At 71.3% G+C, this 14,845-nt stretch carries 19 protein-coding genes and 1 pseudogene; 7 read left to right on the top strand and 13 right to left on the bottom strand.

The annotated features are described in order from the left end of the window. Window positions 1-47: 47 nt before the first annotated feature. The 6 genes and pseudogenes from crcB (IE244_RS22665) to IE244_RS22640 form a co-directional block, all read right to left on the bottom strand. Window positions 48-422, bottom strand: a complete 375-nt coding sequence (gene crcB / locus IE244_RS22665) for a fluoride efflux transporter CrcB (protein ID WP_031162892.1) — start codon at window positions 420-422, stop codon at window positions 48-50. Continuing rightward, a complete protein-coding gene (locus IE244_RS22660; protein WP_191875390.1) occupies window positions 419-799 on the bottom strand; it encodes a DUF190 domain-containing protein in 381 nt (126 codons plus the stop codon). Before IE244_RS22660 ends, crcB (IE244_RS22665) begins: the two co-directional genes overlap by 4 nt. After that, window positions 796-1,257, bottom strand: coding sequence for a fluoride efflux transporter CrcB (crcB, locus tag IE244_RS22655; RefSeq protein ID WP_191875389.1), 462 nt, complete (start codon window positions 1,255-1,257; stop codon window positions 796-798). Before crcB (IE244_RS22655) ends, IE244_RS22660 begins: the two co-directional genes overlap by 4 nt. Window positions 1,258-1,323: 66 nt before the next feature. Continuing rightward, complete coding sequence (locus IE244_RS22650) at window positions 1,324-2,292, bottom strand: SMP-30/gluconolactonase/LRE family protein (RefSeq protein WP_191875388.1); 969 nt, start codon at window positions 2,290-2,292, stop codon at window positions 1,324-1,326. A 67-nt stretch (window positions 2,293-2,359) separates the two neighbouring features. Next, window positions 2,360-2,647 (bottom strand): helix-turn-helix domain-containing protein, encoded by a 288-nt coding sequence (locus tag IE244_RS22645; RefSeq protein WP_191875387.1) that lies wholly within the window; start codon window positions 2,645-2,647, stop codon window positions 2,360-2,362. Window positions 2,648-2,723: 76 nt separating this feature from the next. Further along, window positions 2,724-3,458 (bottom strand): annotated as a pseudogene (locus tag IE244_RS22640) (glycosyl hydrolase 53 family protein); the annotation flags it as partial. 149 nt (window positions 3,459-3,607) lie between these two features. On the opposite strand from IE244_RS22640, the gene IE244_RS22635 reads away from it, so the two are divergent. Continuing rightward, complete coding sequence (locus IE244_RS22635) at window positions 3,608-4,093, top strand: hypothetical protein (protein ID WP_191875386.1); 486 nt, start codon at window positions 3,608-3,610, stop codon at window positions 4,091-4,093. On the opposite strand, the gene IE244_RS22630 is transcribed toward IE244_RS22635, so the two are convergent. After that, window positions 4,052-4,393, bottom strand: coding sequence for a hypothetical protein (locus IE244_RS22630; RefSeq protein ID WP_191875385.1), 342 nt, complete (start codon window positions 4,391-4,393; stop codon window positions 4,052-4,054). The genes IE244_RS22635 and IE244_RS22630 overlap by 42 nt on opposite strands. A gap of 395 nt (window positions 4,394-4,788) precedes the next feature. After that, window positions 4,789-5,574: a helix-turn-helix transcriptional regulator gene (locus IE244_RS22625; protein WP_191875384.1), complete on the bottom strand. Its 786-nt coding sequence runs from the start codon at window positions 5,572-5,574 to the stop codon at window positions 4,789-4,791. 149 nt (window positions 5,575-5,723) lie between these two features. Here IE244_RS22625 and IE244_RS22620 point away from each other — a divergent pair, with 149 nt between their 5' ends. Next, window positions 5,724-6,461, top strand: coding sequence for an SDR family oxidoreductase (locus IE244_RS22620; protein WP_191875383.1), 738 nt, complete (start codon window positions 5,724-5,726; stop codon window positions 6,459-6,461). A 70-nt stretch (window positions 6,462-6,531) separates the two neighbouring features. On the opposite strand, the gene IE244_RS22615 is transcribed toward IE244_RS22620, so the two are convergent. Further along, window positions 6,532-6,906, bottom strand: a complete 375-nt coding sequence (locus IE244_RS22615; protein ID WP_229854298.1) for a DUF6333 family protein — start codon at window positions 6,904-6,906, stop codon at window positions 6,532-6,534. A gap of 403 nt (window positions 6,907-7,309) precedes the next feature. After that, window positions 7,310-8,191 (bottom strand): NAD(P)-dependent oxidoreductase, encoded by an 882-nt coding sequence (locus IE244_RS22610; RefSeq protein ID WP_191875381.1) that lies wholly within the window; start codon window positions 8,189-8,191, stop codon window positions 7,310-7,312. Between the two features lie 96 nt (window positions 8,192-8,287). Between IE244_RS22610 and IE244_RS22605 the strand changes: the two genes are divergently transcribed. The 5 genes from IE244_RS22605 to IE244_RS22585 all read left to right on the top strand — a co-directional run bounded on the left by IE244_RS22605 (window position 8,288) and on the right by IE244_RS22585 (window position 12,195). After that, window positions 8,288-8,650, top strand: coding sequence for a winged helix-turn-helix transcriptional regulator (locus IE244_RS22605; RefSeq protein ID WP_191875380.1), 363 nt, complete (start codon window positions 8,288-8,290; stop codon window positions 8,648-8,650). A gap of 143 nt (window positions 8,651-8,793) precedes the next feature. After that, entirely contained in the window at window positions 8,794-10,035 is a 1,242-nt protein-coding gene (locus IE244_RS22600; RefSeq protein WP_191875379.1) for an outer membrane protein assembly factor BamB family protein, read from the top strand. A gap of 324 nt (window positions 10,036-10,359) precedes the next feature. After that, window positions 10,360-11,274, top strand: coding sequence for a hypothetical protein (locus tag IE244_RS22595; RefSeq protein WP_191875378.1), 915 nt, complete (start codon window positions 10,360-10,362; stop codon window positions 11,272-11,274). Between the two features lie 99 nt (window positions 11,275-11,373). Continuing rightward, window positions 11,374-11,724, top strand: a complete 351-nt coding sequence (locus IE244_RS22590) for a VOC family protein (RefSeq protein WP_031162939.1) — start codon at window positions 11,374-11,376, stop codon at window positions 11,722-11,724. A 72-nt stretch (window positions 11,725-11,796) separates the two neighbouring features. Continuing rightward, window positions 11,797-12,195 (top strand): MarR family winged helix-turn-helix transcriptional regulator, encoded by a 399-nt coding sequence (locus tag IE244_RS22585; RefSeq protein ID WP_191875377.1) that lies wholly within the window; start codon window positions 11,797-11,799, stop codon window positions 12,193-12,195. Here IE244_RS22585 and pqqB read toward each other — a convergent pair. The 3 genes from pqqB to IE244_RS22570 form a co-directional block, all read right to left on the bottom strand. After that, on the bottom strand, window positions 12,192-13,088 hold the full coding sequence (gene pqqB, locus IE244_RS22580) for a pyrroloquinoline quinone biosynthesis protein PqqB (protein ID WP_229854281.1): 897 nt from the start codon (window positions 13,086-13,088) through the stop codon (window positions 12,192-12,194). The two genes, IE244_RS22585 and pqqB, sit on opposite strands and share 4 nt — an antisense overlap. 61 nt (window positions 13,089-13,149) lie before the next feature. Further along, the gene (locus IE244_RS22575) at window positions 13,150-14,274 is read right to left on the bottom strand and encodes a hypothetical protein (protein ID WP_191875376.1); all 1,125 of its coding nucleotides are present in this window, start codon (window positions 14,272-14,274) and stop codon (window positions 13,150-13,152) included. Between the two features lie 47 nt (window positions 14,275-14,321). After that, window positions 14,322-14,720: an SseB family protein gene (locus tag IE244_RS22570; RefSeq protein WP_031162948.1), complete on the bottom strand. Its 399-nt coding sequence runs from the start codon at window positions 14,718-14,720 to the stop codon at window positions 14,322-14,324. Window positions 14,721-14,845: the final 125 nt, after the last annotated feature.

The following is a 14,845-nucleotide window of genomic DNA, read 5'->3' as shown; positions in this document are numbered from 1 at the left end:
ACAGTGCTGTAGACAGTACTTGTTGTGCCCGGCCGGGTGGCAAGCGCCTAGGCCCACAGGGCGCCGGCGAGCGAGACACCCGCGAAGGCCGCGGCGAGCCCGGCCACCACGCTCGCGACGACGTTGACGGCAGCGTAGAGGCCGGAGCCGGCCTCGGTCAGCCGCAGGGTCTCGTAGGAGAAGGTCGAGTACGTCGTCAGCGCGCCGCAGAACCCCGTGCCGATGAGAAGCTGCAGGTGGGGCCCGGCGGCTCCGGCCGAGACGGCCCCCGTGAGCAGCCCCAGGACCAGCGAGCCGGTGACGTTCACCACGAAGGTGCCCCAGGGGAAGACCGAGTCGTGCCGGGCCTGCACGGCGCGGTCGGTGAGATAGCGCAGCGGTGCGCCGACGACGGCTCCCGCGATGACGAGCAGCCAGTTCACAACGACTTCTTACCCTTCGGATCCGTGTCCCCCGTGACACCGGAGCGCCCCACGTACCGGACGACCTCGCACTCCTCCAGGGTCACGAGGCCTTCGTCGACGAGTTCGTCGAGTTGCGGCAGGAACGCCCGTACGCGCTCCTCGGTGTCCACGACGACGACCGCCACGGGCAGGTCCTCGCTCAGGGACAGCAGCCGGGAGGTGTGGATGCGGGAGGAGGCGCCGAAGCCCTCGATGCCCCGGAAGACGCTCGCTCCGGCGAGTCCTGCCGTGTGCGCGCGGTGCACGATCTCGGAGTAGAGGGGCTTGTGGTGCCAGGTGTCGTCCTCACCGATGTAGACGGTCAGCCTGAGGGCCCGGCCGCTGAGCGATGTCATCGCTGCCTCCTGATCAGCACCCGGCGGGCGGCGGCCGAGGCGAGCCACACCGCGGCGAGGGCCGCGCACAGCGTCGCGGCGAGATAGGCGAACCCGGTTCCCGGGCGGCCGGCGTCGGCCAGCCTGCGGATGTCGACGGCGTAGGTGGAGAAGGTGGTGAAGCCACCGAGCACACCGGTGCCGAAGAAGGGGCGGACGAGTCGGTGGGCGGCCCACACATCGGTGATGAGCACCATGAAGACACCGATCACCGCGCAGCCGATGAGATTGGTCCAGAAGGTCGCCCAGGGGAAGCCGCCGGGCGGTGTGGGCCAGGTCAGGGTGAGCCCGTAGCGGGCGCACGCGCCCAGGGCGCCGCCGGCCGCGACGACGGCGACGACGGGTGTCTGGGTACGCCACTCGGACCGCCGCCGTGGCGTGGGGCGGACACGGAGGCTCTCGGCTTCCGGGGCTGTCATGCTGGTGCGTCTCCTGTTCGGCCTGCCCCGACGGGTGATCACGGCCGGCACCAGCGTACCGCCGTGTCAGAGGGCGGCGGGCCGGGCGCAGACCGCGACGCCGGGCTCGCGGAGGCTGCCGAGGACGAGGTGGTCGCCGGTCGCGCAGACGCTGGTGACCATGCGGAAGCCGGAGCGGCGGCGGGTCAGGTGGTGGACGGTGCGTCCGGTGTCGTCGAAGGCCATGACCCCGATCGCTCCGCTCGGGCGGTAGGGCGCGTGGACGGCGGCCCGGGCGGCGGCGCCGCGCACGCCGGGCGGGGTGCGGTGCAGGAGGTCGAGCGGCGGGACCCGCGGACTGGCGAGCGCGACCCAGAGCGGGCCGTCGGGGCCCTCGCGCCAGAGGTTGTCCGGCATACCGGGCAGCGTGGCGAAGGGTTCGATGTGGCCGGCGCGCGGGCCCGTGAGGTGGTAGCGGGTGAGCCGGCAGGCACCGGTCTCGGCGATCACCAGGAAGGAGCCGTCGCCGCCGACCGCCAGCCCGTTGGCGAACTGCAGCCCCTCCAGCAGGACTTCCGGCTCACCGCCGTCGGCCGCAAGGCGCAGCAGCCGTCCGGTACCGGTGTGTTCGACGATGTCGCCGATCCACTGGCCCAGCGGGTAGCGGCGGCTGGAGACGGTGACGTACACGGTGCCGTCCGGCACGGCGACGACGTTGCTGCAGAACCGGAGCCGCTCGCCCGCCACCGAGTCCGCGAGGACGTGGACGGTGCCGGCGCCGCCATCGACGGGATCGACCCGCAGCAGGCCGCGCTCCGCGTCGCACACCAGCAGGCCCCCGTCCGGGAGCGGTTCGAGTCCGAGCGGACGGCCGCCGGTCTCGGCCAGCACCTCCACGCGGGCCGTGCGCGGGTCGCCGAGGTGGTGGACGCGCAGGATCCGGCCGTCCTCCGCTCCGGTCAGCACGCGTCCGTGCGCGTCGGCCACCACGTCCTCGGGGCCGCGGGCGCCCAGGGAGACGTAGTGGAGCGGGACGAGTGCCGTGGGTCGGTCCATGCGCGGTGTGCCCTTTCGCCGTCGGTCGCCGCCTGTGCCCGGCCACTCTGTCCTGCCCGGCGGCCTCTCACCACCCCTTCTCGAACATCCGGGCCACCTCGGCGATGCGGATCTCGTCGCGCCGGTAGTAGGTGCGGCAGCAGCTGCGGCGGGTGCGCAGCAGGCCGAGGCGGGTGAGGAAGTCGAGGTGGGCGAGGGCGGTCCGGCGCGGCACGCCCAGCTTGACGGCCACGGCCCGCGCGGTGACGCCCGTCTCGGCGAGGTCTCGGCGGAGGTACGCCGGGAAGTGCTCCGCCGGGTCCTTGAGCCACTCCAGGATGGTCCGCCGCACCCGGCCCGAGGGAGTTCCCATCATCCGTCCGCCTCCGTCCCCGGCCTCCTCGTACGCAGTCTTCCCACTGTCGCCCGGCCGATTCCGTCGCGCACGGGAGTCATCGTTCGTTGTCCGGTACCGAACGGCCGTGCGACCGCGAAGCGCCGGGCGGCCCCGGAAAACAGGGCGGGGCCCGGCCTCCCCTGCGGCCGGGCCGCGCATGGGTGGTTCGGCGGTGGCTGAACCACGTCATGGAGGACATCGCCTTGTCGTCGTAGCCGAACAGGCCCGGTTCTCGCAGCCGTTGCCCGAGGTGGCGTCGGCCGGGTCCCAGCCGTCTCCGGTGCCGGCGGTCCACGTCGCCTCCCAGTAGAAGACGCCGGGGCCGCGGCCGTTCGGGACGGCTTCCACGATGCTCACCACGTCGTTCATCCACTTGGTCTGGCCGGCCACGGTCGCCGGGTAGCCGCTCACCAGCTCGCCGCTGGTGTCGATCTGGTTCCCCAGGGAGTCGTCCCGGGCCGGCGTGAACGGGTAGGCCGTCTCGGCGACGAACACCGGCTCGCCGTAGCGGGAGGCCGCGTCCTCCAGGGGGGTCTGGAAATCGGAGAGCGGGCCGCGCCGGTGGCCGTCGTACGACAGGCCGGTCGCGTCGGACTTCACCCGTGCGCGGCCGCGTTGTCGGACCACCACTCCGTGCCTGACTTGTCACCGCCCTTGGCCAGGTGCAGCGCGACGGCCATGCATGGCGCGTCCACGCGGCCGGCTTGGTCTGTGCGCCCGGGTCGGCCCAGGTGTCCGAGTAGTGGAAGTCGACCTTCATGCCCTGGGACTTGACGCACTTGGCCGCTGACGTGGATGGAGCGGGAGACCGCTGTGAGCCGCTGAGGCGGGCAGGCGGGGACGGCTGCCGTCCGGCTGGAGACGGGCCGGTGGCGGACTGCTGGTCGCCGCGGCCGTAACCTACGACTCCGCACGTTCTGGACGAGGGGTGTGTTCTGGATGAGGAGATGGCTGGAGGGGCTGTTCGGAAGGGGGCGGCCCTGCACCCTGACTGCGTCCACCCCGGGGGCCCCGGTGTGGGCCGAGCCGGAGATCCCCGATGAGGAACGGGCCGTCCTGCTCGTCGGCATCCTTGACGACCCGATGGCTCGCGAGGACGAGAAATACGACGCGGCGGGCTGTCTGGAGTTCCTCTCCGGTCCGCTCGTCGAGTCGGGCCTGGCCCGGATCATCCGCGCCGAGGGCTTCACGAGCGTGCTGGCCCAGCACTGCGCGGAGTCCCTCGGCGGGATCTGGGCCAGGACCGGTCGGGTGGACCCCGCCTTCATGGCGGAGCTGCGCGGGCCGGCGAAGGACGAGGTCTTCGGCATCCTCGGCATCCGCGCCCCGCACCTGCTGCCTCCCGGCGCCGGTCGTGCGGCCCGGCGCCGGGAGGGGTGTGAGCTACTTGCCGAGGACGAGGGTGTTGTCGCACCCGAGGCGTGAGCCGACGTTGGTGGTCTGCTGGCCGGGAGAGCCCTTGCCGTTGGGCTGGTTGCCCTCGCGGCCGTTCTCGAATCCGGACTCACCCTGTACGTCGACGTTCTCTTCGGCCACCGTGCATGAGGTGCTCTGGCTGATGAGGACTGTCTCGCTCTCTCGACCCTGGTGTCCCTTCGCGTGTGAGTGCCCGTTTTTGTGCCCGTGCCCATGCCCCTGCCCGTGGGCGTAGGCGGTGCCGGTGCCGAGGAAGCCGACGGTGGCGAGAAGGGCGGCCACGACGGCGGTCTTGCGAGGCTTGCGCATGTCTTCTCCGAGCGTTGAAGCGGATGCGTATGCGATCCACCACGTCATAAGGTGACGAGAGGTTAATTCGCACATGTCCGGGATCTGCTCGTCGGCACGCCGGATCGTCTGATCAACGAGCACGGGCGCCGGCCCGGCGGCCGGCCCAAGTCCCTTGTGCGGTCAAGGCATCGCGAGGGGGAACGGGGGCTCAGGTGTTCTGCGCAGAACCACCCGTGTGGCCGCGCCACGAGCGCGGCACGGCGTGGGCTGTTCGGCGCTGTACGGGGAACACCGAGGAGACTCCCGTGCATTGTCGACGAGTTCCTCTCACGACGGCCAGCGGTCGTGCCTCCGGGCACCTGCGGACCCGTACGTGAACCTCTCGGCCGTGTATGACGGGCCGACGATCACACTTACGCCCTGTCGGAGTAGATCACCAGTGTCTGTTCCGGTTGTTCGGCCAGATGGAATGCGGTGTAGGCAAAGTCGACGATCCCGCGTCCGGGGAGCCGTATCCGCTTCCGTCCGCCGTGCCGGGCCTGCACGTCGTACTGCGGCCACCAGGCCCGCACTTCAGGGCTGCCCGCGTTCAGTTCGTCGATCAGCCGGGTGTACCGGGGGGCGCCCGGGTGGCGCCCGGCAAGTGTCCTCAGCCGGGCGAGCAGGCCGCGTGCCTCGATCTCCCAGTCGGCCAGAACGTTCCGGGCGACAGGTTCGAGGAACACCCATCGGGCGAAGTTGGCTTGCCTGTCAGCCGCGTTGAGGCGCGGGAACAGGTCGTCGGCCGCCTGGTTGTGGCCGAGCACGTCGTAGTTTCCGCCGATGATGTACGCCGGATGCGGCTGGAGCAGGAGCGGGACAGCTGCCACATCGGCGGTGAGGGACTCCCGTTCTTCGGGTTCGACCGCAGGCGCGCGCCCGGCGAGCCGGAAGAGATGACCGCGCTCGTGCCGGTCCAACTGCAGTGCCGAGGCGAGGGCGTCGAGCACCTGGTCCGAGGCGTGGACGTCCCGGCCCTGCTCAAGGTACGTGTACCAGGTGGCGCTGATGCAGGCGAGCAGCGCGAGTTCTTCCCGGCGCAGGCCCGGTGTCCGTCGTCGGCCGGTGTGCGGCAGCCCCACTTGGTCAGGGGTGATCCGCTCTCTGCGGCTACGTAGGAAAGCGCCAAGCTCACGGCGCTGATTGGGCTGTGACGGCATGCTGGATGGTATCTCCGGTTCCAGAATGACCGCGTTCTGGATACCAGGCTGAAGACCTCACAGACTGTCTCCCGAGTGGGGGGTGCAGCTCTCACCGGTGACCTGTGGGTCACCGGCTACCGGTACTTCAGGAAGACGAGGAAGACAACGTGTCCGGAATCGACGGCAAGGTCGTGGCGATCACGGGAGCCAGCAGCGGTATCGGCGAGGCGACCGCACTGCTGCTTGCCGGGCGGGGCGCGCGGCTCGTCCTGGGTGCGCGCCGGTCCGAGCGCCTCGCGAACCTGGTGGCGCGGATCGAGAGCGCGGGTGGCACGGCCGTGCAGACCCGCACGGACGTGACCCGGCGGGACGACCTGCACGCCCTGGTCGCACTGGCCGGCGAGCGATTCGGCCGGCTCGACGTGTTGGTCAGCAATGCCGGGGTGGGCACGATCTCGCCTCTGGACGATCTACGGGTCGACGAGTGGGACCGGATGGTCGACGTCAACGTCAAGGGCGTGCTGCACGGGATCGGCGCGGCGCTGCCGGTCTTCCGGGCCCAGGACACAGGCCACTTCATCACCATCGCCTCCACGGCCGCATTGCGCATCGTGCCGACCATGGCGGTCTACGCCGGCACGAAGTTCGCGGTCCGCGCCATCTGCGAAGGCCTGCGCCAGGAAGCCGGTGGCTCGCTGCGGGTGACCACCGTCTCGCCCGGCGCCGTAGCCACCGACTTCGCCGAGGCGTCAACGAATCCGCAGGTCCGAGCACAGATCACGGAAATGCGCGACCTGATCGCGATCCCGCCCGAGGCGATCGCCCGCGCCGTCGCTTTCGCCATCGAGCAGCCCCCGACCGTCGACGTCAACGAGATCGTCGTCCGGCCCACCGCCCAGAACTGACGTCGCTCAGCTTCGAGGCGCATGCCGGATCCGACCTCGCCTCGGGCGCCTGTGGAAGTCGCACGTCGTTTCAGTCCTCCGGCCGCCAGACCTCGTCCATCTCGTCCTGTTCGCAGACGGCCAGGACGCGCACTTCGGGATGCGCCTGGGCCTGGTACTCGAAGGCGTTGTCGAGGCTGTAGCCGGTGGTGCCGTTCTCGGCGAACGCGGGGTCGTTGATCTGCACAGCGGTGCCCCAGCAACCGACAGTGACGGTGTTGAGGTCGTCGAGGGTGTGGGGTGTGCGCAGGTACAGACGCGGGATGGACGGGAGTTCTTCCACGCCGGCGGCAACGGTGGGTGGTTCACTGACCACTTCGCGGGCACGGGCAGGGTCGTGGCCCGGTGCGGTGAGGATGGTGTGCTGGTCGTAGCGCGGCGGGGCCGGGGGGTGGACGCGGGTGATCTGGGTGAGGCTGTGAGGCGGCCAACGACCCGAAGTCGCCCAAGCGGAACATCACCAAGCTCCGCTTCCACAAGCCGTCCCCGACCGGGGAGCCGGCCGGCACGCCGTCTCGGACGTCGTCGCCCGAGCCGACGGCCTCGGCCGGGATCAGCAACGGACCCACCCCGCCCGGCATGGGTGACGACGATGGGGGCGGGGGCACGCAGGCCGGCATCGTCGCCGGACTGGGCGCGCTCCTGCTCGTGGCCGGCGCGACCCCGGTGTGGTTCAAGCGCCGTACGGCTTCCGGCCGGGAGCAGCCCGAGGAAGCCCTGACGGCGAAGGTCCCGCACCCGAGTCATCATCGGCGCGGGGCCTTCGCTCTTCTCAGCTGCGAACGGGGGGACGGCCCCCGCCGGGCTGGTCAGCGCGCCAGCAGGTCGATCAGGCCCGTCAGGCTCTCGTCGCCGCCGCCCTCGGCCAGGCGGCGGCGCATCAGCTCGAAGTAGGGGCTGAGCAGTTCCGCGCTGACGCCCTGCTCCTCGGCGGTCCTCAGGAAGGTCGGCGTGCCGGCCACCTGCATGGCGAGACGGGAGACGACACCCCTGGTGTAGTCACCGGTCCGCAGCTGGTCGGCGGTCTGGTGAACCGCCGGGGCCATGGCGACGAGCCAGTCGGCGAGCAGCGGAGCGAGCGTCGCGGGGTCGATGCCCTCCTTGCGGATCAGCGCGAAGGCGTGCGCGGTCCCGGCGAACATCCCGTACATGGCGCTGAGCAGGGCCACGTCGTACAGGGCTGCGAAACCGGCGTCCTCACCGACGTAGGTGGTGCCGGCCGGGACGCCCAGCGTGTCCTGGTGCCGTTCGAGCAGTTCCCGCGAGCCGCTGTAGAAGACGTGACCGCCGGCCCCTGGGGCACCGATCATCGGAGGGACAGCCATGATCCCGCCGTCCAGGTAGCGGGCGCCGCGGTCACGTGCCCACGCGGCGCGGACGCGGGCCTGGGCAGGGGTACCGGTGGTCAGGTTGACCACGTCCCTGCCGGCCAGATCGGTGCCGGACAGCGTCTCGCCGACCGAGGCGTCGTCCCGCAGACAGACGATGACGAGGGTGTTCGCCGCCACCGCCTCAGCGGCGCTGTCCGCGACGCTCGCGCCCTCGGCGGCGAGCGCGGCGGCGCGGGCCGGCGTGCGGTTCCAGACGGTGAGCGGGTGGCCGGCGGCAAGCCAGGTGCGGGCCAGCGCGCTGCCCATCGCGCCGAGGCCCAGCAGCGTGACGGAGGTCTTCTCAACGGTGTTGTGTGCCATGCCGATTAGGCTGGCCACAGGCCCGTGGGTGATCAAGTACGCACTTCGGAGTGGGTGGTTACCTCGGGGTGAGCGAGCACGTCAGAAGGGGTGGGCATGACGACGCTGAACCGGCCGGGCGCACCAGACGGACACGTCTGCGGGATCGACACCGCGATGGAGGTGATCGGGGGCAGGTGGAAGGTGTTGATTCTCTGGGCACTTCAGGAACACCCCCACCGCCGCTTCGGGGAGCTGCGCCGGCTGCTTCCGGGCATCACCGAGAAGGTGCTGGCCTCTCATCTGCGCGAGATGGAATCGGACGGCGTCGTGCGCCGCGTCGCCTATGAAGAGGTGCCGCCCCGCGTCGAGTACTCGCTCACCGAGGACGGCACGCGCCTCAACGCCGCTCTCCAGCCGCTGGCTTCCTGGGGACGCGAGCGGAGGACCGCCCCGGGGAGGGAAGCGAGGGTGAGGTAGGTCTTTCGGGCAAGTGCGGGTCGTAGCCGCTCGTTGTGGGCGCGATCAGCACGGCCGCCTCGTGGCCGTGCTGTGGAGGGGAGACGATGTGAACGTCGGCCGAAACCGCTGCCGGCCACGACAGTGACCCATATCGTCGCCATGTGAATCGTCCTGCCGATGTCATCAGCACGCAGTCCGGGCACCGCGTGCGACAGCTCGTGGGTCAAGTGCGGGGAGCGGCCGCGGACAGGCAGCCGGGGCCGGGGCACCTCACCCGCCGCGCAGCCCTGCGCTTCGGTCTCGGTGCCGGCGCCGTCATCACGGCCGGCTGCGGTGGTGGCGGCGGTCGGGGCGGTAGTGGTGGTGGCGGCCGTGGTGGCGGGGATGCCGACCCACCCCGTCCGTGGCGCCACGCCACCCTTGGCGAGGTGAGATCGTCGCCCGCGGTCGTCGGCGGGGTCGTGTACATCGGCAGCGACGACAAGCACGTCTACGCCCTGGACGCGGCCACCGGCGCACAGAAGTGGGCCACCCCCACCGGCAACGAGGTCCGTTCGACCCCCGCCGTCGTCGGCGGGGTCGTGTACATCGGCAGCGACGACAAGCACGTCTACGCCCTGGACGCGGCCACCGGCGCACGGAAATGGGCCACCCCCACCGGCAACGAGGTCCGTTCGACCCCCGCCGTCGTCGGCGGGGTCGTGTACATCGGCAGCTATGACGGCTATGTGTACGCGCTGGACGCGGCCACGGGCGCGAAGAAGTGGTCTTTCCAGACCGGCAGCTGGGTGAAGTCGTCACCTGCGGTCGTCGACGGGGTGGTGTACATCGGCAGCACCGACAGGAACGTGTACGCCCTGGACGCGGCCAGCAGCGCCAGACAATGGGCCTTCACGACCCTCCGTGAGGTCGAGTCGTCGCCCGCGGTCGTCGACGGGGTGGTGTACATCGGCAGCAACGACGGGCACATGTACGCGCTGCACGCGGCCACCGGTACCAAGAGGTGGTCCTTCTCGACCGGCGGCGAAACGATCGGTGCAACGCCCGCGGTCGTCGGCGGGGTGGTGTACGTCAACAGCGACCTGAGCGTGCACGCCCTGAGCGCGGCCACCGGGGCCAGGAGGTGGACGTCCGACCTCAACGGCACAGGCGGGTCGCCCGCAGTGGCCGGCGGGATGGTGTACGTCAGCGTGGGATCCGGCCTGTGCGCCCTGGACGCGGCCACCGGGGTGAAGAAGTGGGCCTCGCGCATGCGGGACATGGGCGTGTCGTCGCCCGCGGTCGTCGGCGGACTGGTGTACACCGGCAACTTCGACAAGAACGTGTACGCGCTGGACGCGGCCACCGGGGCAGGCCCCGCATCACCCTCCGCATCCGTCTCTACGCCCGCTCCGCCGGGGTAGTTGTCCGAGCCGTCCTGTCCTAGGGTGCTGAAACCCGTTCTCGGCGCGAGCGGTTGGCGAGGCCACGCGTTTCGGTCGCAGGAAAACCTGGGGGATTCCATGTCCACGACTCCACCCGTCCCACCGCCGTCGTCCGACCCGGGCCCACCGCGGCCCGGGGGAGATGCCGTAGGGCCTGTCCCCGCACCGCGCGCCGACCCCGTCCACAACGGCGCCCCGGAGCCCGAGCCGGAGGCCCCCGCCCCGTCGCCCGGACGGACCGCCTGGCACGTCCTGGCCGACGAACGCCTTCCTGGGCTCCGCTCACTTCCGCCCAGACACCGCGTGCTGTACGTGATGGTCGCGGCGGTCGTCGTCCTGGGCGGAATCCTGTTCGCCTACTACGCGAACTACGAGCTGGACCGGACCACGGCCACCGACCGAGCCCGCTCGGACAAGAAGGCGGAGAAGTCCGTCGACGACGAACTCCCCGCCTTCGTCTCGACCATCACCCCCCGTGACTACGCACAGGACATGCCCGAATCGGTCGTCGTGCTCCTTGACCGCCCGCTGACCGCGCGGGAACAGGCCACCCTCACGGCCACAAAGGGTGATGCCTCGCAGGTCTGGACGCTCCTGAAGCGTCTCGGCGGCCGGATCGTCGAGTACCCCCAGACCTTCCAGAAACCTCTGGAGGACGGTCATCGCGTACCGGAGGGCATGACTCAGACGTTCAACCTGAATCTGAACAGCGACCGCACCGCCGGGCTCACAATCAATGGCATGACCGCCGTGAAGGACATGTGCAGCGCACCCACCGCGCAGACCGTGGTCGACATACCACCGGCCGGCTCCGAGCCCCGGCAGGGCCTGATGTGGGACCTGTCCGGCGGGTCGGCGAACCGACCGCACGGGCCGTACGTCCTCGACGAGGGCGAGTCCCAGGGGGAGCTGTACTTCCGCCACAACGCCGTAGACCTGGGCAACGGCCAGGCGAACATGCCGTTGCGTATCCAGCCCGAGGTCTCCGTCCAGACGTGCAAGTGGCACATCAGCGTCTCGTACACCGACACGTCCGGCCCCCACACGCAGCGCATCCCGAACGGTACGGGCACGTTCACGACCGAGGCCGTACCGCACAAGCCCGTCCAGTACTTCAGGTACGTACCGGCGACGGGGTGGGGCTGCCTCGGCCGGACGAGCCAGAAAGGCTGCACGGCCACCCAGGAGCTTGAGCGGACAGGGGCCGCCCGGCCTTGAACGGTCAGGATCGGAGAAGCCATGGCGGGCTCCCCGGCCTTAGCGTGAAGTGCACCGGCGGACGACCCGCCGGGCCACGCACCCCAGAAGGAGAGTCCCATGACCGCCGGCCTGCAGACGATCATCTACCCCGTCAAGGACAAGGACCGGGCCAAGGCCCTGTTCACCGTCCTGCTGGGCGTCGAGCCGTATGTCGACGAGGCCTACTACGTCGGTTTCAAGGCCGAGGGGCAGGACGTCGGCCTCGACCCGCACGGGCATGCCCAGGGCCTGACCGGTCCGGTGCCGTTCTGGCACGTCACCGACCTCAGGGAGCGGCTCGCGGGGCTGCTGGAGGCGGGTGCCGAAGTCGTCCAGGACGTGCGGGACGTCGGCAACGGCCGGCTGATCGCCTCCGTGAAGGACGCCGACGGCAACCTCGTCGGCCTCCTTCAGGACCCGGCCGCCTGAGGCACGGCCGCGAAGCACACCCGCACTAGTTGCACACTCAATGATTGGCTGGATCGGTGCTACGGTGCGGGTATGGCAGTCAAGACGGCCGACGCCCGGCTTGAGGAACGGTGGCGGGACATCCTCGCGGTGCACGCGCACACGATGTGCGAGATCGACCGGGCTCTGCACCCGCACGGGCTGGGTGCCAGCGACTTCGAGGTGCTGGACATCCTGGCTGCCGAGTCGCCCGCGCAGGGCGACCAGTGCCGGGTGCAGAACCTGGTCGGCCGCGTCCATCTCAGCCAGAGCGCGCTGTCCCGGCTCATCGGCCGGCTGGAGAAGGACGGGCTGGTGGAGCGCTCGGTGTGCGCGGAGGACCGGCGCGGGGTGTGGGTGGCGCTCACCTCCAGGGGCCGCGCCCTGCACGCCGAGGTGCTGCCCCTGCAGCGTGCCGTGCTGGAGCGCATGCTGACCGGGCAGGAACGCTAGAGCACCAGCTCCGCACCGTCGGGCAGGACCTCCACGCCCTCCTTTGCGGCACGCGCGCGTGCCGCCGACGCCGGGTCGAGGAGCGGGTTCGTGTTGTTGAGGTGGGTGTAGATCCGGCGTGCGCCGGGATGCCGGGCCAGGCCGGCGAGCGAGCCGTCCGGGCCCGTGACGGGCAGGTGACCCATGGCGGCCTGCCCGGCGCCGGACCGCACCGCCGTGCCCATCTCGTCGGCCGCGAAGAACGTGCCGTCCAGCAGGACGCAGTCGGCCTGGGCGCACAGCTCCTCCAGCGCCGGACTCCAGGCCCCCACACACGGCGCGTACACCAGCACTCCCCCGCTGGCCAGGTCCTCGACACGGTACGCCGTCACCCACGGGCAGGCCGGGTCCGGCGTCGGCGCCGGCACGTACTTCGGGATCTTCATGCCCACCGGATGGGCCGTGACGACCAGCCCGCCGGCCAGCACGAACCCGCCGTCGGCCAGGCTGTCCGCCCATTCCCAGCGGGCGTAGCGGTCCAGCGCGGCGCGCGCGGGCGCCAGGACGGCACGGACCGGCGGGGCGGCGTAGACCTTCAGGTCCGCCGCTCCGCGCAGCTCGGACAGGCCGGTGACGTGGTCGGCCTCCGCGTCGGTGAGCAGGACACCGCGCAGCGGGGTGTCCCGGGGACCGGGGCCGGGCCACAGCGCCGGTGTGGCGGTGAGCTGGGTGCGCAGGTCCGGCGAGGCGTTCAGCAGCCACCAGTCCCGGCCGTTGCCGGTGACGGCGGCGCACTCCTGCATGCGGGAGGGCAGCTTGCCGTCCCGGGCGGCGGCGCACAGCGCGCAGGCGCAGTTCCACTGCGGGAAGCCGCCCCCGGCGGCGGTGCCCAGCAGGACGACCCTCACGAGCATCGGCTCCTTCCCACGCTTACGGATACGTCTCCGGTGGGACCTTCCCGTCTCGGGCCGGGGACTACCCGGTGGCAGGGGGAAGTTCCGGCCGTCCTTCGCCGGGCGGGTCGGCCGGGCGCCGGTCGGCGGGACGCAGCGGCGGGATCGGGCCGTCGGGGAAGTCCCGGGGACCGGTCCACAGCGCGGGTACGGCGTCACAGCGGCGGCACAGCTCGTAGGCGATCGCCTCGTAGTTGACCCGCCAGCCCCGGAAGTGCGGCCAGGCCTCCTTCGGCCGACGCTCGGCCCGGAACCCGGCCGACTCCAGCATCGCCACGGCCGCGTCGAACTCCGCGAAGGTGAGCCGGATGGAGGCGTCCGGCGGCGGGTCGGCGTCGAAGGGGATGCGCAGGGCACGCGCGATGTCGCGCAGGGCCGTGAAGCCGGCCCGCAGCACCAGCCGGGCCTCGGGCGGGGCGAGCCGTGGCTCCAGGGCGAGGTGTGTCGCGGCCGCGTCCATCACGGCGACGAGCCCGACCAGCCAGCTGCGGTACGGGCGCGGGGAACGGAAGGTCAGCAGGACGGGGTACGTCGAGTGGCTCTCGCCCATGTCCGAGGCGAGCCGCTCCCAGGCGCGGTAGAGGGCCGGCAGCGCGGTCTCGGTGTCGACCAGCCACTGCCGGGCGAGGATCTCCGGCCCCCACGCGGGCTCGCCGGCCCGCGCCTGCAGCAGGGTGACCTCCAGTTCGCGGCGGTTGTAGGCCGCGTACAGAGTGGGCAGGTAGGCGATCTGCAGGGCGATCAGGACCGGTCCGGTGGCCGCGGCGACGAAGTCCAGCACCGACAGTTTCAGCCGGGCGCCGCTGGCGAAGCCGAGCGTGAACAGGCTGGACCCCGCTTCCCGGAAGGCGTTGGTCCAGGACAGCGGGGACAGCGCGTACAGCAGGAGGCCGAAGCCCAGCAGCGCCCCGGCGAGCCAGGCGGTGAGCATGCCGATGAGCATCAGCGGGGCGAGCCAGGTCTGGGCGCGGTCGATCGCGGCGTAGTCCTTGCGGACGGCGAGGAGCCGCAGGAGCCGGCGCAGCGTCCACCAGAGCCGGAACACCAGCACGGAGTAGAGGCCTCGCGGTACCACCAGCGTGCGGATGATGCTGCTGAGGACCAGGACGAGGATGACGGCTCCGGCCGCGCCGGAGATGTATTCCATGGGCCCATTTTCACGCCCGAGGGAGTGGGCGCCCTACGGGCCGCTCGTCATCGGGCCAGCAGCGTGCGGACCCCCTGTGACGTGAGGGTCAGGGCGTGGGTGGAGTTGCCGTCGATGGCCAGCGAGAGATCCTCCTCGGGCCATTGGGAGGCCAGGGCGCCCAGCGGTATGAGGCGGTAGCGGGAGACGAACGGCAGCAGTTCGGCCATCTCGCCCTCGGTGGTGAACACGGGGACGACCGGGTCTCCGCCGGGCTGTTCGAGGACGGGCAGGGCCACGCTCGTGGCGTCGGCGCCCTCTCCGTCGATCGCGTCGTCCGGGACGGGGACGAGTACGTCGCTGTGGGCGAGGACGTCCAGCGCGGCCTGGTCCTCGGCGTTCGTGGCCAGCGCGTCCAGCGCCTGCTGGGCCGGCGTCGGCAGGTCGTCGTGTGCGGGTGTCTCCATGGCAGATCCCCAGGTAGCGGCGGTGGTACGGGCCACCCGGGGCGGTTGCGCACCGGGCGTGCTCCCGCCTCGCGTACCCGGTGGGCGACGGGGCATGCGTGAGGATCACCGGCGGGTCCGGTGGG

The organism is Streptomyces filipinensis (assembly GCF_014649495.1).
Lineage (GTDB): Bacteria > Actinomycetota > Actinomycetes > Streptomycetales > Streptomycetaceae > Streptomyces > Streptomyces filipinensis.
This window is presented reverse-complemented; position numbering and strand designations above follow the sequence as displayed.

Coding starts and splice junctions, on each gene's coding strand:
- IE244_RS22605 (WP_191875380.1), top strand. CDS start 8,288: ATGACGACGCTGAACCGGCCGGGCGCACCAGACGGACACGTCTGCGGG.
- IE244_RS22635 (WP_191875386.1), top strand. CDS start 3,608: ATGAGGAGATGGCTGGAGGGGCTGTTCGGAAGGGGGCGGCCCTGCACC.
- IE244_RS22570 (WP_031162948.1), bottom strand. CDS start 14,720: ATGGAGACACCCGCACACGACGACCTGCCGACGCCGGCCCAGCAGGCG.
- crcB (WP_191875389.1), bottom strand. CDS start 1,257: ATGACAGCCCCGGAAGCCGAGAGCCTCCGTGTCCGCCCCACGCCACGG.
- IE244_RS22645 (WP_191875387.1), bottom strand. CDS start 2,647: ATGATGGGAACTCCCTCGGGCCGGGTGCGGCGGACCATCCTGGAGTGG.
- pqqB (WP_229854281.1), bottom strand. CDS start 13,088: ATGCTCGTGAGGGTCGTCCTGCTGGGCACCGCCGCCGGGGGCGGCTTC.
- IE244_RS22590 (WP_031162939.1), top strand. CDS start 11,374: ATGACCGCCGGCCTGCAGACGATCATCTACCCCGTCAAGGACAAGGAC.
- IE244_RS22660 (WP_191875390.1), bottom strand. CDS start 799: ATGACATCGCTCAGCGGCCGGGCCCTCAGGCTGACCGTCTACATCGGT.
- IE244_RS22575 (WP_191875376.1), bottom strand. CDS start 14,274: ATGGAATACATCTCCGGCGCGGCCGGAGCCGTCATCCTCGTCCTGGTC.
- IE244_RS22625 (WP_191875384.1), bottom strand. CDS start 5,574: ATGCCGTCACAGCCCAATCAGCGCCGTGAGCTTGGCGCTTTCCTACGT.
- IE244_RS22585 (WP_191875377.1), top strand. CDS start 11,797: ATGGCAGTCAAGACGGCCGACGCCCGGCTTGAGGAACGGTGGCGGGAC.
- IE244_RS22630 (WP_191875385.1), bottom strand. CDS start 4,393: ATGCGCAAGCCTCGCAAGACCGCCGTCGTGGCCGCCCTTCTCGCCACC.
- IE244_RS22650 (WP_191875388.1), bottom strand. CDS start 2,292: ATGGACCGACCCACGGCACTCGTCCCGCTCCACTACGTCTCCCTGGGC.
- IE244_RS22610 (WP_191875381.1), bottom strand. CDS start 8,191: ATGGCACACAACACCGTTGAGAAGACCTCCGTCACGCTGCTGGGCCTC.